The organism is Pseudoalteromonas sp. TB41 (assembly GCF_000497975.1).
Taxonomy (GTDB): Bacteria; Pseudomonadota; Gammaproteobacteria; order Enterobacterales; family Alteromonadaceae; genus Pseudoalteromonas; species Pseudoalteromonas tetraodonis.
Window position 1 is genome coordinate 29,725 of record NZ_AUTH01000043.1, and the last position, 26,324, is coordinate 56,048.

A 26,324-nucleotide genomic window follows, 5' to 3' on the forward strand; every position below is an offset into this window, starting at 1 on the left:
CTGTTATTTTTGTAATACAGAAATATCTGCAATTTCTAAAAATAACCCACTTAACTGACTTAAAAGCGCAAGGCGGTTTTGCTTAACCGCTTCATCGTCGGCCATTACCATGACATTGTCAAAAAAGTTATCAACACTGTCACGAATGCCTGCTAATTGGCTTAATGCCTCTTGGTAGTTTCCATCGCTGTACAGTGGTGCTAAATCAGTGGCAAATTTTGCAACTTGCGTAGCCAATACTTTTTCTGCGTCGTCACTTAGTAAGCTCTGATCAACATCACCTTGCGTTGTAATGTTGTTTTTAGCCAGAATATTACTTACACGCTTATTAGCGGCTGCAAGCGATTCTGCGGCGTCTAGAGTGCGGAAATGGCTTACGGCTTTAACTCGTCGATCAAAATCAACAGGCTTCGTTGGACGGCGCGCAAGTACCGCTTGAATTACATCTACCTCAATGCCTTCATCTTGATACCAAGCACGGAAACGCCCTAGCATAAATTCGAATACATCGGTCGATACATTTAGGTTAGTCAGCTTTTCACCAAACAAGGTTTGCGACTTAGCAACCAGGTCTAAAATATCAAGTGGTAGCTGCTTTTCTACCATGATACGTAATGCACCAATGGCCGCACGACGAAGTGCAAATGGGTCTTTATCACCTTTTGGTGCTTGGCCTATACCAAAAATACCCACCAGCGTGTCAAACTTATCTGCAATAGCCACTGCACAGCTGATCAAACTCGTTGGTAAGTTATCGCCGGCAAAGCGTGGCATGTACTGCTCGTTTTGCGCAACAGCGACATCTTCAGCTTCACCGTCATGACGTGCGTAATGCATTCCCATTACACCTTGTACGTCGGTAAATTCCATCACCATTTCGGTCATTAAATCGGTTTTACTTAATAAGCCAGCACGCGCTGCTAGTGCTTTATCTGCACCTAGTTGCTCTGCAATGTAACCGGCAAGTTCACTGATACGCTGTGACTTATCTTTAAGTGTGCCCAACTGCTTTTGGAATAAAACGCTGTCTAGCGACTCAAGTCGGCTTTCAAGTGTTTTCTTTTTATCTGTTTCAAAGAAGAACTGCGCATCAGCTAAACGCGGGCGCACTACTTTTTCGTTACCAGAAATAACCACACTTGGATCTTTACTTTCGATGTTAGAAACAAACAAAAACTTATTTAAAAGTTTGCCGTTTTGATCTAATAACGGAAAGTATTTTTGATCGTCTTTCATGGTGTAAATAAGCGCTTCGGCTGGCACATCTAAAAATGCTTCTTCAAATGTAGCTGTTAGCGTTACTGGCCATTCAACCAATGAAGTAACTTCTTCAAGTAAATCTTCATCCATAGCAACTACGGCATTAACTGCTTTTGCTGCGTCTTCTATTTGCGCACGAATTTGTGCTTTACGCTGTTCATAGTCAGCTATCACGTAAGCTGATTTAAGTACGTTAAACACATCATCAGCATGGTTAATGCTAATTTTTTCTGGATGATGAAAACGATGGCCTTGCAGTTGATTGCTCACTTGCTTACCCAGTATCTCACCTTCTATTAGCTCATTACCCAGTAAAATAGTGACTGTATGCACAGGGCGAATAAATTGTGTTTTATTCGCGCCCCAACGCATTGGTTTAGGAATAGGTAATTTAGCAAGCGCTTTACTAATTGCATCAGCCATTAGTAATTTGGTTTCTTGCCCTGCTACTTTAGCAATATGCAATAACCATGCGCCTTTATCGGTTTCGAGTGTTTGCGCATCTTTTACTTCAATTCCACAACCACGAGCCCAACCCATGGCTGCTTTGGTTGGGTTGCCCTCAGCGTCAAATGCCGCTTTAGTTGCAGGGCCGCGTTTTTCAACTTCTTTGTCTTGTTGTTTAGCGTCTAGCGCTTTTACTTGTAAACCTAAACGGCGAGGCGATGCATACCAGCTCACACCTTGGTGAGCAAGTTCTAAGCTTTCAAGTTCTGCTGTTAAGTTTGCAGCAAAGGCTTCGGCTAATTTACGAAGTGATTTTGGTGGCAATTCTTCGGTGCCAATTTCTACTAATAAATTTTCTGCTGACATGCTTACTTATCCTTACACAACGGGAAACCAAGCGCTTCACGTGCATCGTAATAACTTTGTGCACACGCTTTTGATAATGCACGAACGCGTAAAATGTAACGTTGACGCTCGGTCACCGAAATAGCATGACGTGCGTCTAATAAGTTAAATGCGTGCGATGCTTTCATTACTTGCTCGTAGGCAGGTAATGGTAAGTTTGCTTCAATTAACTTTTGGCTTTCTGCTTCGCACTTATCGAACTGTGCAAATAAGTCTTCTACGTTTGCATGTTCAAAATTATAAGTAGACTGCTCTACTTCGTTTTGATGGAATACATCACCGTAGGTTACGCGCCCTAATGGACCGTCTGCCCATACTAAGTCGTAAATGCTATCTACGCCTTGAATATACATTGCTAAACGCTCTAGGCCGTAGGTAATTTCACCTGTGACCGGTGAGCATTCTAAGCCGCCCACCTGCTGGAAGTAGGTAAACTGGGTTACCTCCATGCCATTTAACCAAATTTCCCAGCCCAGTCCCCATGCACCCAGCGTTGGTGATTCCCAGTTATCTTCTACAAAGCGCACTTCGTGAGTGAGGGTATCAATACCCATCGCCGCTAAAGAGCCTAAATAAAGCTTTTGGATATTATCTGGAGATGGCTTTAACACAACTTGGAATTGGTAGTAATGTTGTAAGCGGTTTGGATTCTCACCGTAACGACCATCGGTAGGTCGACGACACGGTTGAACGTAAGCGCTCGACATAGGCTCTGGGCCAATTGATTTTAAAAATGTTTGCGGGTGAAATGTCCCTGCGCCCACTTCCATGTCAAGTGGTTGAATAATGACACAGCCTTGCTGTGCCCAATAATCCTGTAAAGCCAGGATCAAACCTTGAAAGGTTTTAACGTCATATTTTTGCATATTTTGGCTTTTTACTATCTGAGAAGTAGCGTGAAAATTACCCTCAGTATACCTTGTGCACACTCAGGTTTTAAGCAGTTTGTGCAATTGAGAAAATAAAAAAGGAGCCTAAGGCTCCTTTTTTGTGATTAGCATAATTTAATTATACGTCTAAGTTAACCACACGCAGTGCATTCGTTTCTATGAACTCACGACGAGGCTCAACTTGATCGCCCATTAACGTGGCAAATAATTGATCCGCTGCAACAGCATCTTCAATCGTCACTTGCAACATACGGCGTGCGCTTGGATCCATGGTGGTTTCCCAAAGTTGATTTGGGTTCATTTCACCTAGTCCTTTATAGCGTTGAATATAGATCCCACGCTTAGATTCTGCGATCAACCATTCCAATGCATCCACAAAGTTATCAACAGGTTTTGTTTTTTCACCGCGTTGGATGTAAGCACCCTCAGTGATGATATTAGCAATATTTTTACCTGTTACAGCAATACGTTGGTAATCTCTTGAAGTAATAAAGTCATAATGAAGTACATGCGCTTTATCCACACCATGCTGACGAATATTCACAACAGGGTAATATAAATTACGCTCTGTATCGTGTTCAGTACCTGCGTGGAAAATAGTTGCATCTTCATCACGCGCAACTAAGTCATCAACAAGCTCTTTGGTCCAAGCAATTACCTTAGCCTCGTCTGAAAGGTCTTCTTTTTTCAGCTCGCTTTGGTAAATCAAACGGTTCATCACTGTGTTTGGATACTTACGCTTTAAGCGCTCGATAACTTTAACCGTGTTTTGGTAATCATGAACGATTGCTTCTAACGCTTCACCATCAACCGCTTCTGCACTATCACTCGTGTAAAGAGCAGCATTACTTAGCGCTAAAGATGTAAGGTAATCAACTAATGCAGGGTCATCTTTAATATAACGCTCTTGCTTACCTTTTTTCACTTTATAAAGAGGTGGCTGAGCAATATAAATGTAACCACGTTCAACAATTTCCGGCATTTGACGGTAGAAGAACGTTAGTAGCAAGGTACGAATGTGAGAGCCATCCACGTCGGCATCGGTCATGATGATGATACGGTGGTAACGTAGTTTTTCTGGGTTATATTCGTCACGGCCAATACCACAACCTAATGCAGTAATTAGCGTTGCCACTTCTTGTGAAGAAAGCATTTTATCAAAACGTGCTTTTTCTACGTTTAAGATTTTACCTTTAAGCGGAAGAATCGCTTGATTCTTACGGTTACGACCCTGCTTGGCTGAACCGCCAGCTGAGTCACCCTCCACTATGTATAGTTCAGATTGGGCTGGATCTTTTTCTTGGCAATCAGCTAATTTACCTGGTAAACCAGCTAAGTCCATAGCGCCTTTACGACGTGTCATTTCACGCGCTTTACGCGCTGCTTCACGGGCGCGTGCTGCATCAATAATTTTGCCAACAACAATTTTTGCATCCAATGGGTTTTCCAATAAAAACTCAGTGAATTTTTCAGCCATTGCTTGCTCAACTGCCGACTTAACTTCGCTAGAAACTAGCTTGTCTTTTGTTTGTGATGAGAACTTTGGATCAGGTACTTTAACACTCACAACTGCAGTTAAGCCTTCACGCGCATCATCGCCCGTTGCATTACTGGTTGTTTTAGCTTTTTTGTTAAAGCCTTCTTTTTCCATGTAGTTATTGAGCGTACGCGTTAGCGCCGATCTAAAACCAGCTAAGTGAGTACCACCATCACGTTGAGGAATATTATTTGTGAAACAGTAAATGTTTTCTTGGAATGCATCATTCCACTGCATTGATACTTCTACACTAATACCATCTTCTTCACGTTCGTGAGTAAAATGGAATACCCCTTTATGCACTGGTGTTTTATTGCGGTTTAGGTATTCAACGAATGCTCTGATACCGCCTTCGTACTTAAAGTGGTCGCTTTTATTTTCTTCGCGCTCATCGCTTAATATGATACTTACACCTGAATTCAAAAACGACAGCTCGCGTAAACGCTTTGCTAAAATATCGTAATGAAAATCAAGGTTAGTGAACGTTTCGCCACTTGGCCAAAAACGAATTTCAGTACCATTTGTTTCAGAATCACCAATTACAGCTAGTGGTGCATCAGGTACACCCATAGTGTAAAACTGCTCATGAAGCTTACCTTCACGACGAATGGTTAGTTTTAATTTTTCTGATAATGCATTTACTACCGATACACCAACACCGTGTAAGCCACCTGATACTTTATAAGAGTTATCATCAAACTTACCACCGGCGTGTAGCACCGTCATAATTACTTCAGCTGCAGATACACCTTCTTCTTCATGTATAGAAGTAGGAATACCACGGCCGTTATCTCTTACAGATACCGAACCGTCTAAGTGAATAGTGACATAAATATCATCACAGTGACCCGCTAAGGCCTCATCGATAGAGTTATCAACGACCTCAAACACCATGTGGTGTAAGCCCGTACCATCATCGGTGTCCCCTATATACATACCAGGGCGCTTTCTTACTGCATCTAATCCTTTAAGTACTTTAATACTCGACGAATCATAATTCTCAGACATGGTTAATCCCACTTATCTTGTTATTAGGTTGCCATGTTTCACGTGGAACATTTTTAGTTCTCGTTGCATGGGTTCCACCACAGCAGAAATACTTTCAGATAAAATTGAAGAAATAAATATTTGAGAACTACAGTGAGTCAATAACTGGCCCACTTTCTCTTTTGTATCTTCGCTTAGTTCTGAAGGTAGATCATCTATTAGCAATATTGATTGCTTATCTGTCTCTGACTCAATTAAGCTATTTTGCGTTACTTTTAACGCATACAACAATAACTTTAATTGCCCGCGTGAGAATACATTCTCAACACTGCTGCCAGCGACACTAAAACTAAAATCAGCCTTATGAGGGCCTTTACTTGTAAAGCCTTGGCGAGAATCTCGCTCAAAACTTTGCTCTAACGCATCACAAAGAGATTCACTCTCTTTCCAGCCCGCATTGAAGCTAATTTCTAAATCGCGTATTAGCGTTAATTCTGCACACATTTTATCAAAAAATTGCTGCTTAAACCTATTTATATACGCGATTCTTAATTTATTTATTTGTTCTGCCAGTCTAACAAATTCTTTGTCCCAAAACTTGATTTGGTCAAAATAATTCTTAGGCTTAGATTTTAATAAGGCGTTGCGTTGTTTAAGCACTTTATTAAACGATTGCCATAAGAAAAAAAACTCATGTTCCACGTGGAACAAACCTAAGTCTAAAAACTTTCTGCGCTCCTTAGGACCGCCAAAAAATAGTGAGTAGCTTTCTGGTGTTATTATTTGTACCGGCATTAACTGGGCAAGTTCAGATACTTTTCGACTCGCCTTACCCTGGATTTTTAAATTGGTTTCACCCGATTGGGTTTTACTAATACCAATAGGGATAGATAAATCGTATAACGCTTTGCGGCCATGAATAACAAACTGATCTTGCTGGTGTGCAATAATACTTTTATGTTTAGAAGTTCGAAAAGATTTGCCGTGAGAAAGGTAATATATAGCCTCTAAAAGGCTGGTTTTTCCGCTGCCGTTTTCACCATAAATTATATTAACGCCATTAACTGGTTCTAGCGTCAGCGCCTCAATATTACGAAAATATTTGAGGCTCAAATGACTTAAGCTCATTATGTATTTATAATCTTATAAACGCATAGGCATAACGACGTACATCGCTTCTTCATCGCCTGCACCTTCGATTAGTGCACTGCTATTTGAATCGGCAAGTGTAAATAACACATCTTCAGTTTTTAATGTATTTAATACATCAAGCACATAAGACACATTAAACCCTATTTCTAGGTCATCGCCCTCGTACATTACTTCAACTACTTCTTCCGCTTGTTCTTGCTCTGGGTTGTTAGCCGTAATTTTTAATAAACCGTTTGATAAATTTAAACGTACACCACGAAATTTTTCGTTCGATAAAATCGATACGCGTTGAAATGCATTACGTAACCATTCTCTGTTTGCTGTAATAACTTTATCGCCACCGCGTGGTAAAACACGACGGTAATCAGGGAAACGGCCATCAACTAATTTACTCGTAAACGTAAATTCAATATCAATAATACGAATGTGGTTAGCACCAAACTGAATAGTCACTAACTCTTGGTCGGCAACCATTAGGCGCATAATTTCTTGCACGCCTTTGCGCGGTATAATTAATTGGCGCTGTGTATTTAATGACTGACCTAGTTGCTTTTGTGCAATCGCTAAACGGTGCCCATCAGTGGCGACTGTTTTTATATCGCTGTTATCAACTTCAAACGACATGCCGTTTAAGTAATAACGTACATCTTGGTTTGCCATTGAAAAGTGCGTGCTTTCAAGTAATTTACGTAACTCTAAACGCGTTAGTTGAAATTCAACTTCACCATCCCACTGCTCCAAATTAGGAAAATCTTCAGCCGCTAATGTGGTCAATGAAAAACGACTTTTACCACTGGTTAAAAGTAGCTGATGGTCTTGCAAGCTTAAAGTAAGATCAGAACCATCCGGTAAACTTTTACAAATATCGAGTAATTTTTTAGCCGGTAATGTGAGCTTGGTATCGGCAACATCATCACCTACAAACACGCTCGCCACTAATTCAATTTCAAGGTCGGTCCCTGTCATTGAAAGCTGGCCATTTTCTACCACGAGTAATACGTTAGATAAAATGGGTAACGTATGCTTACGCTCTATGGCACCCGATACTTGCACCAATGGTTTTAAAAATTGTTCTCTTGATATTGTTATTTGCATAATAAAGTCAGCCCTAAGATGACAATGTTCTTATTAAATTTTGGTAATCTTCTTTAATCTCGTGGCTTTCGTCACGTAATGATTTAACTTTGCGACACGCGTGCAGTACTGTTGTATGGTCACGCCCACCGAAGGCATCCCCAATCTCAGGTAAGCTGTGATTAGTGAGTTCTTTAGATAATGCCATGGCAACTTGGCGCGGCCTTGCTATAGAGCGGCTGCGGCGCTTAGACAGTAAATCAGACACACGTATTCTATAGTATTCTGCTACCGTACGTTGAATATTGTCTATGGTGACTAGCTTATCTTGCAGTGCGAGTAAATCACGCAGTGCTTCTTTTACAAAGTCGATAGAAATTGGGCGACCGGTAAAGTTTGCGTTAGCAATTACACGGTTTAATGCCCCTTCAAGCTCACGTACGTTTGAGCGTAATTTTTTAGCAATAAAAAATGCCACTTCATGCGGTAAGTTAATTTTACTTTGCTGGGCTTTTTTCATCAAAATAGCAACGCGAGTTTCAAGCTCTGGCGGCTCAATCGCGATGGTTAATCCCCAACCAAAACGAGATTTAAGGCGATCTTCAACCCCTTCAATCTCTTTAGGGTAACGGTCAGAGGTTAAAATAATTTGTTGGTTACCTTCTAATAATGCATTAAAGGTATGAAAGAATTCTTCTTGAGAACGTTCTTTATTAGCAAAAAATTGAATGTCATCAATCATTAATGCGTCAACACTACGGTAATAACGCTTAAACTCTTCGATCGCATTATTTTGCAGTGCTTTAACCATGTCTTGAACGAAACGTTCTGAATGCATGTAAACAATTTTAGCATCGGGCTTATTGGCCATAATACCGTTGCCTACCGCATGTAATAAATGCGTCTTACCTAAGCCTGTACCACCGTAAATAAATACAGGGTTAAATGCAGAGCCAGGGTTGTCTGCTACCTGAGTGGCAGCCGCTTTTGCTAATTGGTTAGATTTACCCTCAACAAAGCTATCAAAGGTATAGTTTTCTTTAATGTTTGATTTATAACCAGATTTAGGAGCTGGTTCTACAACCGGTTTTTGTTCTCGAGGTTGTTGTTTTGCCGTTGATTGCGTGCTTGGCGCTGATTGTGTTTCAACCACCGGTGCAGCTTGTGCATTTAATAGCGGCTTACTACCTACATCAAAACGTAACTCGGGTGCTTCTACACCACAAATTTCTACCAATAATTCATTTATTCTATTTAAGTACTTCTCTCTCACCCAATCAAGTACGAAACGATTAGGCGCATAAATCGTCAAGGTATCTTCGGTACTTTCTGCTTGAAGTGGTCTGACCCACATACTGAATTGCTGCGAAGGCAACTCATCTTGCAATACATATAAACAACTTTGCCAAACCGACAGATACACAGTAAAACTCCCAGAGATATGATTTTTATTCCCGCACATCAATAATGATTCAAAAATCACACCTGTATTGCGTTTAAATGGCTCAATAAGCAGCCCAAGACCGACTATTATGAATGCACTTTATCCACAAGTAAAAGATTGATTTTTGTAAAATTGTTGATATCGATGTATAAATATAATAACAGACTGATTCTAATAGCTTTTTATTTTAAAGCTTGATTAGAGATCATAACAAAACTGGCAGCAGATCGCGACCACAATTTACGATCTAATTTACTTTTCCCATGCTTTTATTCACTTTTTATACAGGGGCTGTGGAAAACTTCTTATTTATGATGATCCTATCGGATCATGAAAATTGATCATAAATAAACATGCTTTACGCACTCTATTATGATTGACTTTTCGTCACTTCATCTATAATATCTCGCGCTCGCAATGGCACCTGTGCCAGGATCGCGACCTGCATAGGATGTTTTAACTTTAACCGATCGGATGAGATTGTTATGAAAAGAACTTTTCAACCTAGCGTTTTAAAACGCAAACGTACACACGGTTTCCGTGCTCGTATGGCAACTGTAAATGGCCGTAAAGTATTAGCTCGTCGCCGTGCTAAAGGCCGCAAAGTTCTTTCTGCTTAATTTATAAGTGGAAGACTTTAGCTTTGGCAGGGAGTTACGTCTGTTAACTCCCTCGCATTACTCTCGCATATTTAACGAACCCGCTCGGGCTGCAACTCCTTTCTTTACCTTATTAGCAAAACCAAGTGACCAGTCTAAACCTAGGTTAGGCCTTACTGTTGCTAAAAAACGTGTAAAAAAGGCATGTCAACGAAACCGTATTAAACGTCTTGCTCGCGAAAGTTTTCGTTTAAACCAACACACGCTCGATAATATTGATATTGTGTTGATGGTTAAAAGTGGCATTGATGAACAGTCTAATGAAGAATTAACCAAACAACTTACAAAGCTGTGGCGTAAGATTAATGAACGCTGCAAACCTGGTGCCCCTAAACCGCCACCATTTAAAAAACGCCCAAACAAATCAGCTAAATCGACTAAACAAACCCAATAGCAATAGAATTACAGGGTTAATTAAGGTATCTTTAGCTCACCTTTTAATCATGCGTTTAAAATCTCATAGTGAGTCTTTAAATACATGGTATCTATTCACTAAACATAACGTAGGGGCATGTACAACATGAGGTTACTTAAACCACTTGCTGCTTTACCAACACGTTGTTTAGTTTTATTTATCCGCGGTTATCAAAAGTGGATTAGCCCGCTATTAGGTCCGCATTGTCGTTTTAATCCAACATGCTCTAGTTACGCTATTCAAGCAATTAATTTGCATGGATCGGTAAAAGGGAGTTGGTTAGCTGTTAAACGCATATTAAAATGCCATCCTTTACATTCAGGTGGAGACGACCCCGTTCCTGAAAAATTAACCCGTATTAACCACCAACACGAGAAATAAGAGCTGTTATGGAATCGCAACGCACGTTTTTATTCATCGGCCTAATGCTAGTGTCGTTTTTATTATTTCAAGAATGGAATAATGACTACAATGCACCAAAAGCCGATCCTAGTGCCACTACACAAACACTAAAAGCAAACTCACCGGAATCAGATGATTATGTTCCAGCTTCATCAGACTCTGGTTTACCTGCTTCAACAACTTTAGCTAAACGCGCTGTTATAAATATTACAACAGACGTGTTCAAAGTTAAAATTGACACCAAAGGCGGTGACATTGTTGAAACAGACTTACTTCAGTATGAAGAAGTAAAAGGCGAAGAAACACCTTTTATGCTGCTGGGTGAATTTGATGGTAATCAATACTTTTCACAAAGTGGTTTAATTGGTTTAAATGGCCCAGATGCATCTGCAAATGGTCGTCCTACTTACCAATCAGAACAAACTTCTTATACTTTAACGGGTGATGAACTTCGTGTTCCTCTTCAGTTTACTGATAGTAACGGTGTAAGCTTTACTAAGACTTATGTATTCAAAAAGGGTCAGTATGATGTTGGCTTAGAATATAAAGTTAACAACACCACCAGCGCGCCAGTTCAAGTACAGCTTTACACACAAATAAAGCGTACCGTACAAGAAAAAGGCAGCATGGTTGATCAAAACTATTTAGGGGCTGCATACGGTACTGATGAAGAAAAATACGAAAAGTATAGTTTTTCAGATATGGCCGATAAAAACCTAAATAAAAATACTCAAGGTGGTTATGTTGCCTTTATTCAGCATTACTTTGTAAGTGCTTGGGTACCAATGCAAGATCAAACTAATACTCTTTATAGTTTAATTACTAAAAGTAATGCGGCTATTATTGGTGTTAAAGACGAAGCGGTTAATGTTCAAGCTGGTAGTGAGCAAGTACTTACTGCAACTTATTACATGGGCCCTAAAGAGTCAGATAAACTTGAAGCCATTCATCCAGACCTAGACTTAACAGTTGATTATGGTTGGTTGTTTTTCATTTCGCAGCCGTTATTTGTGCTATTAAAATGGTTACACAGTATTTTAGGTAACTGGGGTGTAGCAATTATTGCCATCACTATTATCGTTAAAACATTAATGTACCCACTGACTAAAGCACAGTACACCTCAATGGCTAAAATGCGTGCATTACAGCCTAAGATGAAAGCGCTAAAAGAAAAGTATGGCGATGATCGTCAAAAATTCGGCCAAGCGACTATGGAAATGTACCGTAAAGAAAAAGTGAACCCTATGGGTGGCTGTTTCCCTATTTTACTGCAAATGCCAATCTTCTTAGCCTTGTTCTATGTATTCTTAGAGTCTACAGAACTTCGTCACGCTGAATTTGTACTTTGGTTAACTGACCTTTCTGCGAAAGACCCATACTACGTATTACCAATTTTATTTGGTGCGAGTATGTTCATAACGCAAAAACTACAACCTATGACGGTTACCGATCCAATGCAGCAAAAAATGATGACCTTTATGCCGGTTATCTTCTCTGTATTCTTCTTATGGTTCCCATCTGGTTTAGTACTTTACTGGTTAGTGTCTAACCTTATTTCTATTGTCCAGATGTTAATCATCTACCGTGGCATGGAAAAGAAAGGAATTAAAGTAAGGGGCGATTAAACTCCCTACTTATATAAAGGCGACTTAGGTCGCCTTTTTTATTGTCAATTTTTTATAACAGCATTCGCGAGTGCCTATTTGATAGGTTACAATACCGCCATTACGTTATTTAAGTTGGCAAATAAACCGCATGATCAATCACGATACAATTGCAGCACAAGCCACTGCCCCAGGCCGAGGCGGTGTTGGTATTATTCGCGTTTCAGGAAACCTAGCCAAACAGGTTGCTGAAAAAATAATAGGCAAAGTCCCTAAAGTTCGTTATGCCGACTATGTGCCATTTAACACCCTTGCAGGTCAGCAACTTGACCAAGGTATTGCGATTTACTTTGCTGGCCCAAACTCATTTACCGGTGAAGACGTACTCGAACTCCAAGGCCATGGCGGCCCTGTTGTTCTTGATATGCTACTTAAAGAAATAAGTAAAATAGACGGTGTACGTTTAGCTAAACCAGGGGAATTCTCTGAGCGTGCGTTTATGAACGACAAGCTTGATTTAACTCAAGCAGAAGCAATCGCCGACTTAATTAATGCAACTAGCGAGCAAGCCGCTAAAAGCGCTTTACAATCACTTCAAGGGCAATTCTCTAAGCACATAGAAACCTTAGTTGAAAAAGTTATTCACTTGCGTATGTATGTAGAAGCGGCTATTGATTTCCCTGACGAAGAAATCGATTTTTTATCAGACGGAAAAGTGGGTGGTGATTTAAATGCCATCATCGAGCAGCTTAATGCCGTGACCAATCAAGCCAAACAAGGCAGCATAATGCGCGAAGGTATGCGCGTCGTTATTGCTGGTCGCCCTAATGCAGGTAAATCAAGCTTACTTAATGCATTAGCAGGGCGAGAAGCGGCTATCGTAACTGAAATAGCCGGCACCACACGTGACGTATTACGTGAGCATATACATATAGATGGTATGCCACTACATATAATAGATACCGCAGGCCTACGAGAAAGCCCAGATAAGGTAGAGCAAATAGGCATTGAACGTGCCTGGGATGAAATAAACCAAGCCGATCGGGTGCTATTTATGCTTGATGGCACCGACACCACTGATACCGATCCACATGCTATTTGGCCTGAATTTATGGCTAAGTTACCCCAAGGTATGGGCGTGACTGTGATCAGAAATAAAGCCGATTTATCAGGTGATGTAGTCGGCATAGATCAAAAACAACAATATCCGGTCATCAGTTTAAGCGCTAAAAATGCTGATGGTATAGAGTTAGTTCGTACTCACTTAAAAGCTTGCATTGGTTTTGATGGTGCTACAGAAGGTGGTTTTATGGCACGCCGTCGTCACTTAGATGCACTAGAACATGCTGCGTATCATTTAGATACAGGTAAAACACAATTAGAGATGCATGTGGCCGGTGAAATCCTCGCGGAAGAACTGCGTTTAACACAGCAGTATCTTAACGAGATAACTGGTGAATTTACTTCTGATGATTTGCTTGGCAAAATTTTCAGCTCGTTCTGTATCGGTAAATAACAAGGTAAACTAAAGGAAATAAACATCCAATTTAAGTTAAAAAACCTAATTTATTCATACATTTAATAACTTTTTTATCTTTCAATAGTTTCCTTTAGTTTCATAATATGGGTCTTGAACGGCCCACCTACTTCTTTAATGTGGGCCACTACTGGTCCACCAAAGAGGAAGTTATTATGAAATTAACTATCGAGAAAAAGTCACCTGATAGCACAGGCCGCCAACAACTACTGTTAACCAGAAATTATGGTTCTTACCTAAACGAAAACGGCAAACGAGTTAAACGCCGTAAAAGACAATCAATGGACTTGTTCATTTATGCTAACCCTAAGGACAAGTTCCAACGTGACCACAATAAAAAGACCTTAGATATTTCAGAAAAGATAAGAGCGCAAGCGATTGTCGATTTAGCTAACAACAAGCACCACTTTGAAGACTCAGAAAAACAGCAAGAAAGCTTTTATAGCTACATGCAGCAAATAATTAATGACAAAGAGCACACTGATAGCCCATCAAACGTATCATTATGGGAATCATCGTTAATGCATCTAAAGAGATATTGTGAGGGTAACCCTTTATCCTTTGCTGACTTCGATGCTGATGTATTACTTGGGTTCAGAACATACCTAATAAAACATGCACGAACAAAATCAGATAAGCTACTTTCTTCAAATACTACATCATGCTATTTCAATAAAGTGAGAGCGGCTTTAAACAAAGCATTTCACGAAGGCATTATTCGCCGAAATCCTGTAAACGAAGTAAAAAGCATCAAGATAGAACAAAACCTTCGTAATTACTTAGAAGAGGAAGAAGTAACTGCACTTTATAAAACAGAGTGCCGGTATGATGTACTGAAGCGAGCATTTTTATTCGGATGCCTCACAGGTATGCGCTGGAGTGATATTCAAAAGCTAACGTGGGAAAAACTCACAATGATAGATCCACGAGCAACTTTTAATCACATTAAAACAGGGCAACTTCAGTACTTATACCTTCCGTCTGATGCCACTATGCTTTTAGATTCGCCAGGAGAAGACCATGAACTTGTTTTTAAAGGTTTAAGATACTCAAGCTATACAAATGTTGCCCTAACACAGTGGATGCTCAGAGCGGGGATTACAAAGCACATTACCTTTCACTGTGCGAGACACACATTCGCTGTACGTATGCTAACTAATGATGTCGATATTTATACCGTTTCAAAATTGCTTGGTCATTCAGAGTTAAAAACAACACAAATCTATACAGACATCATTGATCGTAAGCGAAAAGAGGCTATGACCACTCTACCTAGTCTATTTCAATAAAGGATATTAGGTTGGGAAATATGGGAAACTGGGAAAGTATAATAAAAACATATAAATATAAATCTATTTACCTTCCCTCTTTCCCGTTTTTATTTGAAAAGCCAGTTGTATCCAGGAGGTGTGAAAGCGTCGAGTGCTTGCCACTCAGAGCGCCGCATACCTCTTGGATAACCTTCACTACGCAGTGAAAAGCCAGTCAAGCTAGAAATCGCCCGAAGGGTTGCGTAGCAAGGGGGCCCCGCTTGCGGGGTTCCGATTTATGGCTTTACAGGATTTGAAAGGAGTGGTTGTGATTTAGCTTTTATGGTCAGTCATATTCTCTCAATGATCCACCTATTTTTAAATTATATGAAGAAAGACCATAAGTACCTATAATAGGTTTGCAAATTGCAGATACATTAATTGAAATATCACGTCCTGGCATATCCTCCTCTCTTCTATGGTGCCCGCTAGCATAACCATTTAGATTTACTTCAAATCCTTCATCAGGTTTAAAAGTGAAGTGTTCTATCTCTAAGTATACTTCTTCGAATATAGTATCCGTTTCAGCGATTGTGCTAGATAGCTCTTCGCTAGCCAAAATATCGTAGCTATCTTCATTAACACTTTCACTGACTCTTTCAGCGAGAGTATCCTCTGATGAGAAATAAATAGAGAAATCCTCAAGCATTCCACTTAAATGATCGAAAAGAAGACCCTCGGACAAATCTTCATTATCTGAATTTTCTTTAATGATAATTTCTTCTAATCGTTTTGTTAGTACAAGCGGTTGATGATAAACATATTTGATTTCATTTAAATTTTCGTTATTAAAATTTTCATCATCAATCATTTCCTTACTATCAGAATAGCCGAAAAGAGCAGCTAAACTACTTACTAACCCTTCTAAGCTCATAACAATACCATCCTGTCGAAGGCTATCTGATAGTGATTTCATCATTAGGTGGATAGCAGGGTATCTAGCTGAACTAATGGTAGCTTTATGGATAGCTGTTTGCTGCTCAAATCGTAGTTTTTCTATTTCTTCCTTACGTTTTTTGCTTTCGAGTTCAATACGTTCTTTTTCTGCCTTAGCACTTTGTTCTTCTTCATATGCTTTTGCCGAACTAAGTTTGCTATCAATATAACCTTGAATCTTATTCCGACGAATTAATTTTTGTTCTTCTTCATATAAATCTAGTCTAACTTCTTGAGCTAGAAAATCTTTCTCTGGATTTGCGCGAAGTGCAACTTTATTTAAATTCTTTTGTTGTTCAGCTCGTTTGATTTCTAGTTGGATCGCATGAGAATGCTGTGATAGTACAGTTTTATTTTGTAATTTCTTAACCCACAGTGAAATAACAGGCAGAATGAATAAGTACAGAAGAGTTAAAATGCTAGGGATAATCATTAGATCTAAATCATTTTTTAGTAAGCTAGGATCTTCTATCACAGCCATACTTTTTCCTAGAGCATTGATTCGCTTTTCAGCTTCACCATTCCCCCACACCAATACAGCTAATTTATCCCAATTAGGGGTTTTGTGCCCATCCCCTCGAAAATAACCTTGGCCTGAAATAGCCGATCTCCTCGAAATCGGCATTAACTTGATGTGCATCATTCTTTTTGTGCTTCTTCTTTGAGAATTGCATATACTGTAGAGCGTCCAATACCTAGTTGTTTCGCTATTTCTGTAGCTCCAACCTTTTGAACATCTAAATGAATCACTTTCTCGCGGTCAATAGAACGTTTTCTACCAAATTTAATCCCCTTGGACTTAGCATCAATTCTCCCTTCATTTGTTCGCTCCAAAATACGCTCTCTTTCGGCGTCAGCAACAGCACTTAATATTGTTACTACCATTTTGCCCATTGTACCCTCGGTACTTAATCCTTCCTTGATGAAACGGATATAGACTCCTAATTCTGAAAACTCTTTAATTAATTTAATCATTTCAGATGTATCGCTACCCAATCGGTCTAATCGAGTAACAAGCACTAAGTCTCCTTCTTCTACTTTTATTCGAAGTAAATTTAGTCCTTCTCGATCTAAATTTGCTCTACTACCAACATCACTAAATATTCTGGAACTTCTTACACCTTCCTTTAATAAGGCCTTTTTTTGGACTTCAAGTGACTGCTGACTAGTTGATACACGAGCGTACCCAAATTTTCTCATTACGTGTCTACTAAATGGATTATTAGAAAAACTGTCTATTAATTAATAATAATCGAATTAGTAGACATTGAAAACACCCATTGTTAGGATGTCTTATATATTATGAGTTTGTAGACAATTTAAGGTGATAGCAATCTTAGTATTAAAAGCTAACTAGAATTAACTAATTTGCGCTACGCTAACAACATAAAAAAGGAACAAAAGAGTATTGTAATGGTAGAATTGCTATATCATAGTTTTGGGTCAGCATAAATTTAAACTGAGCCTATTGCTGTCACTTTTCGATGTAAGGAATTCAGTAAACCCAACCAATTAAATAATAAGGAATGTTATATGAGTAAACCCGCTGCCCGTCTGGGCGATATGCATGTTTGTCCAAAAGTTGAACCGGGACCAGTGCCACATGTAGGTGGCCCGATTATTTCCGGCTCACCCAATGTGATTATTGGTGGTATGCCTGCTGCGCGTGTTGGTGATGCAGCTGTGTGTATTGGGCCACCTGATAAAGTATCAGCAGGGTCTGCAACCGTGTTAATTAATGGCAAACCCGCAGCTCGTTTGGGGGATTCATGCGGACATGGTGGAAAAATTGTTGTGGGATGCCCAACCGTATTAATAGGCGATGGGCGTGGCGCTCGCGGTGTTGCGCCTGCCAGTAGCAGCAGTCATTTACCCAAACCACCACAAAGTAAAGAAGAAACCCTTGCACGTATGGAGCAAGCGACAAAAAAAGTACAAGCATCTCGTAGTACCCAGCAACCACTGCCACAATCTCCTTACAGCACCGCAGATAAAGTTCGTGTTGTTGAAGAGGGGTTAAATGAAAAGTTCATCGTCCGTGTCATTGAAACAAAATACGCAGGAGACGATGGCACCATTGGCTATATGCCGCAAGGCGCAACCACCGCCACTTATTGGACCACCACTTACACCCAGTTAGAACATGCAGATACAGATGCCGAGCTAATAACGCAATCAGTCGGCATTGACCATAACCCCGATGCAAAATACACCTTACTGTTAATAGACCAAGAGCAAGCCAATGCCAACGGTGATATGGTAAGCCTTATTCCTACCTATGATAACCTTACCGAGTTTTCTCAAAAAGAAGTTGCGCACAAGTTTGCAGGACATGAACATTTAATCGAGCCGTGTATGACACCTCAATTTAGTGAGGCTTATGAGCGGATACATGAAACAGCTCAGAAAAAAGGTGTTGATTTAAATGATAAAGATGAGTTTAACCGTTTAGCGAAAAGTCTCGACTTTGATGCTGACCAACGTCGGATACTACAAGTTCGCCATCAAATGAACAAAAAACTCGGCGCAAACGAACAATTCTTAGGTAATGGCATGACCAAAGACAATAATGCAGATAACCCCATTACCCCGTTTGGCCCTGCCCAAGAAGGCCAACAATTTGGGCCAGTAGAAACATTTACCCTTGATAAAAATCCGCAAACATTAGGCAAGCTGGAAAAAGCCGGTATTGTCACTCGTATTCCACTTAATAATGCCTAAGGAACAAGCATGAGACATTTTAACGATATAGACCCTTTAACCGTGGCACAAGACCCGCGAGTGGTAGCCAGTATTCAAGATGATCGCAAACCACATAAAACATGGTATTTTTTAATCGATCAAGACCATATGATTATTTCTAACGCTACATATTTTACTGATCTTGAAACGAATGAAAGTGAGTGGCTCCACTACCAAATCGAGTTCCCGAAGCGAGGTTTACAGTGGTATTTAGATACATTAGAGCATAAGTTTTTTAAAACTGAGGCTGAAGGAGGGTTACCAAAAGGTAAGTTTTATGATATCGCTGAAATTGATGGTGAACGTTTATCGATAGACCGTGCTTTTAATGCTGATGGTAATGGTGGTGGTGGGTATTCTTTTGTGACCTTAGATAGAAAAGAAGATGATTTAGCAAAAGAATACACATTTACCGATGCATTTTTATTTGAAGGTGGGCTAATCCAAATCTTTGAAGATATTGCCGCTAAAATTAAAGGTGGACAGCTATAGCTGTCCATTTTGGATTAATCTTACTGAAGCCTATTTTCTATGAAATGCCCTAATTGTGATCAACATATTGAGATTGAAGACTGGCAAGATTTAGAGCCATTTACTTGCGAAGAATGCAAGGAGTCACTTTGTTTAATAATTGATGAAAGTACATACCAAGGTGCCACTAATACACGATTAGTTATTTGTGATGATCAATAATAAATTTGATATTTACCCTAAACTAACCTGCATTATTCTTCTATTGGCTCGATATTACTAACCAGATCAAATGAGAAATTAAACACTATTGGACGAGAGCGAAAATAGCCAAGCAGCAATATAAAATAAACTCTGGTTTCTGTGCGCCTTAGCTCATTAACCAATTTTTGGGTTTCATTATCTAAAGAAAAGTAATCATCACGTTCTTGGCGACTAAAGTTAGGTAATGCGTAGAGTTCATTAATTTCAGATTCACTAAGAATCTGTATACGCTTGGTTTTTGATGAAGAAATAGTGGTAAACCTTTCTTGTTGTTTTTTATACGCATACCTTAATAAATGGGAACAAAGTTTACCAGTGCAGAACGAAATGATACCAAAATACCGTATTTAATTATCAAGCGGTAAGCTTTCTCTAAGAAAATTTACCACTTGATAATTGTGCTTTTTAAATTTACTGCCGATTTCGAGGAGATCGGCTAATTCAGGCCAAGGTTATTTTCGAGGGGATGGGCACAAAACCCCAATTACAAACCGCCCATGAAACTATAAATGTTCCAATAACAGGATCCCTGACTCTAGCCTTAGAATTACCTTTAATCGAAGACCATATATCATCTAGTACTTGCATGATTTAACCTATATATCCCTAAGTAACCAATGTTAAATGCGGTTTTTTATTTAATTGAGATTCTTTTCTAATCGAAATATTACCACTATGAACGACACCCATCTTAAACAATAGCGCTGATAGCTCATCAAGTGGTAAGTGAAGCTCTTTCGCTAATATTAGAAGACCTCCTTTCTCTTCATCTAATGAACTTGCTATTTTATCAAAAACCAATGACCGTTCTCTTGGTATTCCATCTATTTCTCTAGTTCTGAGTCCCATTTTACTAGCTGTTATGATTAGGTTTTTATATTGCCACTCGCTCAAAACCCCAACATTTTTCATTTGAACTATAAGCGCCATTGCTGACACTTTCCATTTAGCTTTAAGTTTCAGAATCGATTCTATGGTCATTGCCCTTCCTTTATAAGGTAAAACAGTAGCCTTAGGCATGAGCAAAGCTGACGCAAATCGATCTGCTTCATACTCAGCATCTCTTCCTTGAGGAACCCCATGTCTATGAAGGACTAAATGGCCTAACTCATGAGCGGCATCAAAACGACTTCGTTCACCTGATTTCATAGTGTTGAGGAATATATAAGGTACACCATCTTTCCAAAAGGAAAATGCATCAACATCCTGAGTATTTTCGGCAAGAGAAAATACACGTACTCCATGCTTTTCAAGTAAATGAATCATGTTGCCTATACTTATATATCCGATCCCCCACTCTTGCCTAACAGCTTCAGCTGACGCTTCAGGTTCTACGCCTCTGTAATCTGGAACATTTACACTAGGTAAGTTAAACCGCGCTTCAAAAAAGTCATTAAGCATTACCCCAAGTTGACCAGCTCCAATAGCGGCATGTTCTTGAGCTGCTCTCATGCTTTTTAGTGATCTGAAAGAAACTGTTTCTTTGTCTACTGATTCAATTGAGTCTTGCTCTAAGAAAAAGCTGACAGGGTAGTTAAGGGCCTTTGAAAATGCCTCAATAGTTTCCTCTTGAGGAATATGCTTACAATATTCTTTTTCGTGCTCAGACACCATCCTTGAACTCATACCAACCCTATCAGCTAAAGCTTTTAAGGTAAGCTGACGTCGAGTTCGAGCCAGTTTTAGCCTAGAAGGGTTAAATTTAACCGCCATATATTTTACTTTTCTTCTATATCAAAAAAATCCGTGTCATCTGTGAAATCATTATCAAGCTCAGGCAACGCAAGTTCATTATAAGAAATTGCTGGAAAAATAAGCCTAGTTTGCCAATCACAGATTTTTATCTTGCCCTTATTTCCAGAGATACTGGTGCTAGTAGGGAGAGATAATTCATATCTAATTTCTAATCTGTTTTTATCAAATGTGTATAATAAAATCCAAGTTTGATGACTATCAATAGGATTGAATAACTCATCCACATTATTCATATCATCAAATAAGTCGTAATTACGCTCTACAAAGCCCTCCGTTACTTGGCCTTTTGCATTTTTAGTTTTTGGTGAAGATGATTCTTTGAGCCCTGTATTTTCATCTCCACTGGTAATAACTATAGTGATGCCCCGCTCAGAGTTGATGAGGACCGGCATACCACTTTGTTGTACTGCCTTCCATCCATCATTATACTCAATCACCAGCTCTCTAAATGTAGCTACAATTTCTTCCCAAGCTCTAGAGCCGCCAGCTGTTAAAGGGTGAAATTTCGTAACACTTCTAGACAATACTAAACCGCTGTGAATTGCATCTCGGAAAATACTTGGGTTAATACCATGGGTTAAATCATTGCTAGAAAATTTATCTTCAAACTCTTCTAGCTTAAGAACATTTTGATTCATTGGAAATCTCTCTATAATTAGTTTAATTCGATGAGCTGCAACGCTACATTTCCTATTTTAACCTACTTTTGTAGGAAAAAACAGGAAATGATTTTTTTATATTGAACCTTTCCCTGCGAGTCGTCCCTACTCGAAAGAGGTAGGGACGACTCACAGAGTCGCCCGTCGAGGCCACTGCTCATGATGCCTCGACATCCAATCCGCCCTGAAAAATTGCAGGGCCAAAAGAGGGATGGAGATTTGAGCGCGTCAAAAAGGTGTTGCAATCTCTGATCACTGTGATAATTTTATTTATGAACTAGCTCGAAATGAGCACAAAGAAAAAGGGCGTATTCACTGCCCGCAACACGTTCCTGAGGATCTGCATTCGCAGCATTATGGGTCACACGACCACCCCACTATAAACAACACAAATATAAACCACGGTAGTTCGCGCTGTATTTCAACAGAAATCACACGGCTCAGCTTTGTTGCTTTAGACCAGTTAGCCTTTATGTCTTTCGACAATATGCTCGGTTACGCACCGTTCATATGGCTTTAAAACTTACCTATTTTGGCATTTCGCCCCCTGGTCTTCGGTTTGGTGTTTTTCTCAATACTTTCAAAATTACTTTTTAAATTTATGAGGAACATGAAATGAGCCAATTAGGATATCGACTTCACCAAATGGTAAACGACACACACCGCGAAAGTAGCTTTAGCACTAGAGCTACCCGTAGCAAAGTATTAAACCTTGCAGCAGCACAACTACTTAGCCATGGTTATAGATTAAGAGATCCATCAGGTCTTAAAACCAAACATATCAATCACCTTGTAACGCGTTGGCAAGATGAAGGTTTAGCACCAAAAACGATTAAAAACAGAATGGCCGCCTTACGTTGGATTGCCGAAAAAATAGGTAAACCTAATATCTGTTCACGCAGCAATGATGATTACGGCATTCCAAGAGTTCGCAACAACCCTATTGGCAAGTCAAAAACGTTAGACATGGATAAGCATGCCAAGATCAAAAGTGACTTAATCAAGCTTTCCCTGCGTTTGCAGCAAGAGTTTGGGCTTAGAAAAGAGGAGTGTATGAAATTTAGCTTATCTTATGCTTTGATAGATGCTAACACTCTGCAAATAAAAGGCTCATGGGCTAAGGGTGGCAAATACCGAAAAATTCCGATCTTAAAAGAATCTCAACGACATCTCATTCGTGATATTGCCGCTGTTACGAAAGGCGCACTAATTGAACCTGACAAAAACTATAAGTCACAAAAGGAACAGTACGATCGCGAAACAATTCGAGTTGGATTAAATAAAAATCACGGACTGCGTCATCATTACGCAAGGGAGCGTTATTTAGAGCTTACAGGCTGGAAATGCCCTGCCGACGGTGGCCCGCATAGAAGAGAGCTGTCGCCCACCGATTATGATCACGATACCAAAGTCCGAGAGCAAATTAGCCAAGAGTTAGGTCATGAACGTTTGAAGATAACCTATGCTTACTTGGGAAGTTAAAATTAGGCATGCCTAATTTTGAATGGGCGAATACAATAACATCGCCCTAGTTTATTGATCTACTAACCCTCAGTTTTTACATCCGTTTTTATCGCAATTGATTTTAGAGTGAGAGTCTACCCAATGGGTAGCTTCCTTTTTAGTATCAAAACCACATCCTGTTGTTCCACCTTTACTTCCTTTGTGAACAATTCCAGTTGGCACATGTTTAACAGCCATAATTCTACTCCATCAGATTGATTTAAAAATTAACGCTTACAAGTTAAGCATTAATAGGATGGCAATTATTGAGCAAAAAGCTAGTTATTTATTCTTATTTTTTGAAAAAAGTAAAAGTATAGATTTTGAATAATTTACTATAACCACATGAAAGTTATTGTTTTTAGTATTTCAAATTTTAACGTGTGAGACATCTTCCATATTGATTTAAAAGGATTTATTGGCTTAACTAAAAGCAAGCTCAATTATCAACCAAATTAGGCATGCCTAATTTTAGGAGTCTCCTATGTGGAAAAAAGCGTTAAAAGTAACAGGGTTGGTGGCATTAGGCGTTGTTGATGTTTTGCTATCAGTTTCTGAAGAAAATGATCAGCTAGATGAATTGGATGATGGTATGGGTAACATTATAGCTGATGGTGAAGAGATGACTCGCGCAGAAGCTGAAGACGCTAAAGCGCGTGGCGAGCTCTACGATACCTATCTGTAAATTAGGCATGCCTAATTTTAAAGGGGGAAATGATGACAAATAAAGAGCTTTGGCCATTTAAGCCTGTATATGATGAGCTGAAGATCCGCTTAGCTGGTATCGAGGATGAGTGTGAGCCATTAGGTTTAGAGCTTAATCTTCGCAATGAAACGGAAGAAGAGATGTTCGTTGCTTTAACCACACAAAAAGCGTTTGCATTTGATGTTATGAATGAACATGACGATATTTGGGATATTCGACTGGAGTCCTTTTCCGCATTTAAAAATCGTAGCGCTCAGGTTTTCTTTCCTTTCACAGGTCTAAATCCAACTAAACGGTTGAAGATTAGTAACTGGATTTTAGAGCTTTGCAATTGGGAAGGTAATATCTACTTGGGTAATACGAAACATTAAGGTGTACTTATGACTGATTATGAATGGTTTCAAATATGGGTGTTAATGGTGCTGGCTATTCGCGCTACTCACCACTACGACAAATTAAAGCATGATCTATTTGAAGCAATTAAAGAAGGGAGATTTAGCTAATGATACCGCTTTTTGTAGGTTGTGCTCTAATCTTAGGTTTAGTTGCCTTCTTTGCCTTTTTATACAAACTAAACTTAGTAAAAGACGACTAATCTAGAAAGAGCTAATCTTTCTCTATCTCTTCATGAAAACGACGCCATAGAGGCTTCAGTTGTTTTTTTATAGTATTACTATTCATTTTGTTAGCAGCCCTAAGACCATAAGTAATAAAGTTACGCCCTCCAAGATGAGTGTATCTACTGTAAAGCTTTTTCTTGTATAGATCTTTTTCATCTGCCCCTTTCATAGCCCTGATATTATTGTACTTCCTCATCGTTTGTTTGGCTAAGCTGACTCCTCTTCTCATTTTTTCTGAATAGCGGGCCAAAGAAGAAGAGCGTAAATAAATATTTTCACCATCAAAGATAAAACCTAAGTATTGCAAAGGACTATCAGCTTCAAGGGTATTACCAACTTTATTAAATTGTCTAATTTCTGTCTTTTGTGGGTTAATGTGTACTTTTAACTTTTTGATATGTTTTTCAGCAAATCCTGCAACATTCTTTTTCAGTCTTTTAGGCATAATAAAAAGCATATCATCACAGTACCTAAAGTAATAACCTCCATGAATATCTGCATACTTTTTCATTTCCAAATCAAAGTCCAGCATATAAATGTTAGATAGAAGCGCACTTATAGGAGAACCTTGGGGTATACCATAATCATTTAAGTTAGACTTTATTAGCCCCCCACCTCGTACCTTATTTCTAAAGTCTTTGGCACAACATATTTGTTTATGCTTAGGGGCTGTTGATCTTTGTAGTACATATATCAATCAGCCCACATTGGTAGCCACATCATAGTAAATGCTAAAGCGAGCATTGAATGATAATTTCGTTCAAGCTTTTCATACCGCGTGGCTATCCCTCTATATTGCTTAATACGGCCAAATGCATTCTCAACCAAGTGCCGATATTTATACATGCACCAGTCAATATCTTCATTGCCTACTAAACTGTTGCCCTTACGTGGAATAACGGGTGTAGCGTTATTATCACGAACAAACGCTCTCAGTTTTTCACTGTCGTAGCCTTTATCTGCGACAACCATATTACTTGTTGGGCAATTAGCTACGAGTGACTCTGCATGGACGATATCATGCGTATTTCCACAGGATAATTCATAATAAACAGGCAACCCTCCGCTATCGACTGCAAGATGAATTTTCGTAGAATTTCCACCTCGGCTCTTTCCAATTGATTCATTGTCAGCAGTTCTTGCACCGCAACTATGTTGATGAGCCCTGACAATACTGCCATCAATGAAGACCCAATCCATGTCCGCATCACGAGATAATGCGCGAAACAGTTCATTCAAAATCCCTTTTTTGGACCATAAATTAAACCGTCTGTAGATAGCACTCCAACGGCCAAAATCAGAAGGTAAATCTCGCCATGGAATACCTGTGCGCATCTTATACAGTATGCCTTCGAGCGTTTTTCTATGGTCGGGCTTATTATAAATTCGACCACTTAAGTACATTACTTTTGATAAGACATTCCATGTCCCGTCTGTTAGCATTAATCTTGGCATGTAGGTTCGGTGTAAAGTTTTCTGGCGAATTCAATTATACCTTATCTTCATGCTGTTTGTTTTTCATACCACAAAGATCAACACGCCCTA

The 26,324-nt window shown here is 39.4% G+C and carries 25 protein-coding genes and 1 pseudogene; 13 read left to right on the forward strand and 13 right to left on the reverse strand.

All coding sequences use genetic code 11. The features are described from left to right. Window positions 1–3: 3 nt before the first annotated feature. From glyS to dnaA, 6 genes are all read right to left on the reverse strand, one after another. On the reverse strand, window positions 4–2,073 hold the full coding sequence (gene glyS, locus L641_RS0106630; protein WP_024601486.1) for a glycine--tRNA ligase subunit beta: 2,070 nt from the start codon (window positions 2,071–2,073) through the stop codon (window positions 4–6). Window positions 2,074–2,075: 2 nt separating this feature from the next. Beyond that, window positions 2,076–2,978, reverse strand: coding sequence for a glycine--tRNA ligase subunit alpha (glyQ, locus tag L641_RS0106635; RefSeq protein ID WP_024601487.1), 903 nt, complete (start codon window positions 2,976–2,978; stop codon window positions 2,076–2,078). 142 nt (window positions 2,979–3,120) lie between these two features. After that, window positions 3,121–5,547: a DNA topoisomerase (ATP-hydrolyzing) subunit B gene (gene gyrB, locus L641_RS0106640; protein ID WP_013463644.1), complete on the reverse strand. Its 2,427-nt coding sequence runs from the start codon at window positions 5,545–5,547 to the stop codon at window positions 3,121–3,123. Window positions 5,548–5,559: 12 nt separating this feature from the next. Then, entirely contained in the window at window positions 5,560–6,654 is a 1,095-nt protein-coding gene (gene recF / locus L641_RS0106645) for a DNA replication/repair protein RecF (RefSeq protein ID WP_024601488.1), read from the reverse strand. A 15-nt stretch (window positions 6,655–6,669) separates the two neighbouring features. Further along, the gene (gene dnaN, locus L641_RS0106650) at window positions 6,670–7,773 is read right to left on the reverse strand and encodes a DNA polymerase III subunit beta (RefSeq protein ID WP_008112965.1); all 1,104 of its coding nucleotides are present in this window, start codon (window positions 7,771–7,773) and stop codon (window positions 6,670–6,672) included. A 13-nt stretch (window positions 7,774–7,786) separates the two neighbouring features. Then, the gene (gene dnaA, locus L641_RS0106655) at window positions 7,787–9,175 is read right to left on the reverse strand and encodes a chromosomal replication initiator protein DnaA (protein WP_024601489.1); all 1,389 of its coding nucleotides are present in this window, start codon (window positions 9,173–9,175) and stop codon (window positions 7,787–7,789) included. A 506-nt stretch (window positions 9,176–9,681) separates the two neighbouring features. Between dnaA and rpmH the strand changes: the two genes are divergently transcribed. The 6 genes from rpmH to L641_RS0106685 all read left to right on the forward strand — a co-directional run bounded on the left by rpmH (window position 9,682) and on the right by L641_RS0106685 (window position 15,102). After that, the gene (rpmH, locus tag L641_RS0106660; protein WP_008112968.1) at window positions 9,682–9,816 is read left to right on the forward strand and encodes a 50S ribosomal protein L34; all 135 of its coding nucleotides are present in this window, start codon (window positions 9,682–9,684) and stop codon (window positions 9,814–9,816) included. A 7-nt stretch (window positions 9,817–9,823) separates the two neighbouring features. Further along, the gene (rnpA, locus tag L641_RS0106665) at window positions 9,824–10,249 is read left to right on the forward strand and encodes a ribonuclease P protein component (RefSeq protein WP_008467046.1); all 426 of its coding nucleotides are present in this window, start codon (window positions 9,824–9,826) and stop codon (window positions 10,247–10,249) included. Window positions 10,250–10,375: 126 nt separating this feature from the next. After that, entirely contained in the window at window positions 10,376–10,651 is a 276-nt protein-coding gene (yidD, locus tag L641_RS0106670; protein ID WP_024601490.1) for a membrane protein insertion efficiency factor YidD, read from the forward strand. Window positions 10,652–10,659: 8 nt separating this feature from the next. Next, window positions 10,660–12,297, forward strand: coding sequence for a membrane protein insertase YidC (gene yidC, locus L641_RS0106675; protein ID WP_024601491.1), 1,638 nt, complete (start codon window positions 10,660–10,662; stop codon window positions 12,295–12,297). Window positions 12,298–12,427: 130 nt separating this feature from the next. Next, complete coding sequence (gene mnmE / locus L641_RS0106680) at window positions 12,428–13,792, forward strand: tRNA uridine-5-carboxymethylaminomethyl(34) synthesis GTPase MnmE (protein WP_024601492.1); 1,365 nt, start codon at window positions 12,428–12,430, stop codon at window positions 13,790–13,792. A gap of 176 nt (window positions 13,793–13,968) precedes the next feature. Continuing rightward, the gene (locus L641_RS0106685; RefSeq protein ID WP_024601493.1) at window positions 13,969–15,102 is read left to right on the forward strand and encodes a site-specific integrase; all 1,134 of its coding nucleotides are present in this window, start codon (window positions 13,969–13,971) and stop codon (window positions 15,100–15,102) included. Window positions 15,103–15,409: 307 nt separating this feature from the next. On the opposite strand, the gene L641_RS0106690 is transcribed toward L641_RS0106685, so the two are convergent. Both L641_RS0106690 and L641_RS0106695 read right to left on the reverse strand, forming a co-directional pair. After that, window positions 15,410–16,702, reverse strand: coding sequence for a hypothetical protein (locus L641_RS0106690; protein ID WP_024601494.1), 1,293 nt, complete (start codon window positions 16,700–16,702; stop codon window positions 15,410–15,412). Next, window positions 16,699–17,259 carry a recombinase family protein gene (locus L641_RS0106695; protein WP_024601495.1) on the reverse strand — a complete coding sequence of 187 codons (561 nt, stop codon included), beginning with the start codon at window positions 17,257–17,259 and terminating at the stop codon, window positions 16,699–16,701. Before L641_RS0106695 ends, L641_RS0106690 begins: the two co-directional genes overlap by 4 nt. A gap of 333 nt (window positions 17,260–17,592) precedes the next feature. Here L641_RS0106695 and L641_RS23570 point away from each other — a divergent pair. The 3 genes and pseudogenes from L641_RS23570 to L641_RS23360 form a co-directional block, all read left to right on the forward strand. After that, window positions 17,593–17,880 (forward strand): annotated as a pseudogene (locus L641_RS23570) (PAAR domain-containing protein); the annotation flags it as partial. A gap of 909 nt (window positions 17,881–18,789) precedes the next feature. Then, window positions 18,790–19,293: a hypothetical protein gene (locus tag L641_RS0106705; protein ID WP_024601497.1), complete on the forward strand. Its 504-nt coding sequence runs from the start codon at window positions 18,790–18,792 to the stop codon at window positions 19,291–19,293. A gap of 39 nt (window positions 19,294–19,332) precedes the next feature. After that, window positions 19,333–19,494 (forward strand): hypothetical protein, encoded by a 162-nt coding sequence (locus L641_RS23360; RefSeq protein ID WP_171048693.1) that lies wholly within the window; start codon window positions 19,333–19,335, stop codon window positions 19,492–19,494. A 648-nt stretch (window positions 19,495–20,142) separates the two neighbouring features. Here the strand turns inward: L641_RS23360 and L641_RS0106720 are convergent. Both L641_RS0106720 and L641_RS0106725 read right to left on the reverse strand, forming a co-directional pair. Continuing rightward, the gene (locus tag L641_RS0106720) at window positions 20,143–21,249 is read right to left on the reverse strand and encodes an XRE family transcriptional regulator (RefSeq protein WP_024601498.1); all 1,107 of its coding nucleotides are present in this window, start codon (window positions 21,247–21,249) and stop codon (window positions 20,143–20,145) included. 5 nt (window positions 21,250–21,254) lie between these two features. Continuing rightward, window positions 21,255–21,929, reverse strand: coding sequence for a hypothetical protein (locus L641_RS0106725; protein ID WP_024601499.1), 675 nt, complete (start codon window positions 21,927–21,929; stop codon window positions 21,255–21,257). A gap of 636 nt (window positions 21,930–22,565) precedes the next feature. On the opposite strand from L641_RS0106725, the gene L641_RS0106730 reads away from it, so the two are divergent. After that, window positions 22,566–23,432 (forward strand): phage integrase N-terminal domain-containing protein, encoded by an 867-nt coding sequence (locus L641_RS0106730; RefSeq protein ID WP_024601500.1) that lies wholly within the window; start codon window positions 22,566–22,568, stop codon window positions 23,430–23,432. Between the two features lie 69 nt (window positions 23,433–23,501). On the opposite strand, the gene L641_RS23365 is transcribed toward L641_RS0106730, so the two are convergent. Next, entirely contained in the window at window positions 23,502–23,651 is a 150-nt protein-coding gene (locus L641_RS23365) for a hypothetical protein (protein WP_006793968.1), read from the reverse strand. Between the two features lie 286 nt (window positions 23,652–23,937). On the opposite strand from L641_RS23365, the gene L641_RS0106740 reads away from it, so the two are divergent. From L641_RS0106740 to L641_RS23715, 3 genes are read left to right on the forward strand one after another with little or no spacing between them, the layout of a single operon-like run. Then, window positions 23,938–24,138 carry a hypothetical protein gene (locus L641_RS0106740; protein ID WP_024601501.1) on the forward strand — a complete coding sequence of 67 codons (201 nt, stop codon included), beginning with the start codon at window positions 23,938–23,940 and terminating at the stop codon, window positions 24,136–24,138. 29 nt (window positions 24,139–24,167) lie between these two features. Beyond that, on the forward strand, window positions 24,168–24,530 hold the full coding sequence (locus tag L641_RS0106745) for a hypothetical protein (protein ID WP_239982414.1): 363 nt from the start codon (window positions 24,168–24,170) through the stop codon (window positions 24,528–24,530). Between the two features lie 9 nt (window positions 24,531–24,539). Continuing rightward, window positions 24,540–24,662: a hypothetical protein gene (locus L641_RS23715; RefSeq protein WP_275450848.1), complete on the forward strand. Its 123-nt coding sequence runs from the start codon at window positions 24,540–24,542 to the stop codon at window positions 24,660–24,662. A 103-nt stretch (window positions 24,663–24,765) separates the two neighbouring features. On the opposite strand, the gene L641_RS0106760 is transcribed toward L641_RS23715, so the two are convergent. Both L641_RS0106760 and L641_RS0106765 read right to left on the reverse strand, forming a co-directional pair. Beyond that, a complete protein-coding gene (locus L641_RS0106760) occupies window positions 24,766–25,476 on the reverse strand; it encodes a reverse transcriptase domain-containing protein (RefSeq protein ID WP_024601503.1) in 711 nt (236 codons plus the stop codon). Then, entirely contained in the window at window positions 25,473–26,234 is a 762-nt protein-coding gene (locus tag L641_RS0106765) for an IS5 family transposase (RefSeq protein WP_024600859.1), read from the reverse strand. The genes L641_RS0106760 and L641_RS0106765 overlap by 4 nt, the downstream gene beginning before the upstream one ends. Window positions 26,235–26,324: the final 90 nt, after the last annotated feature.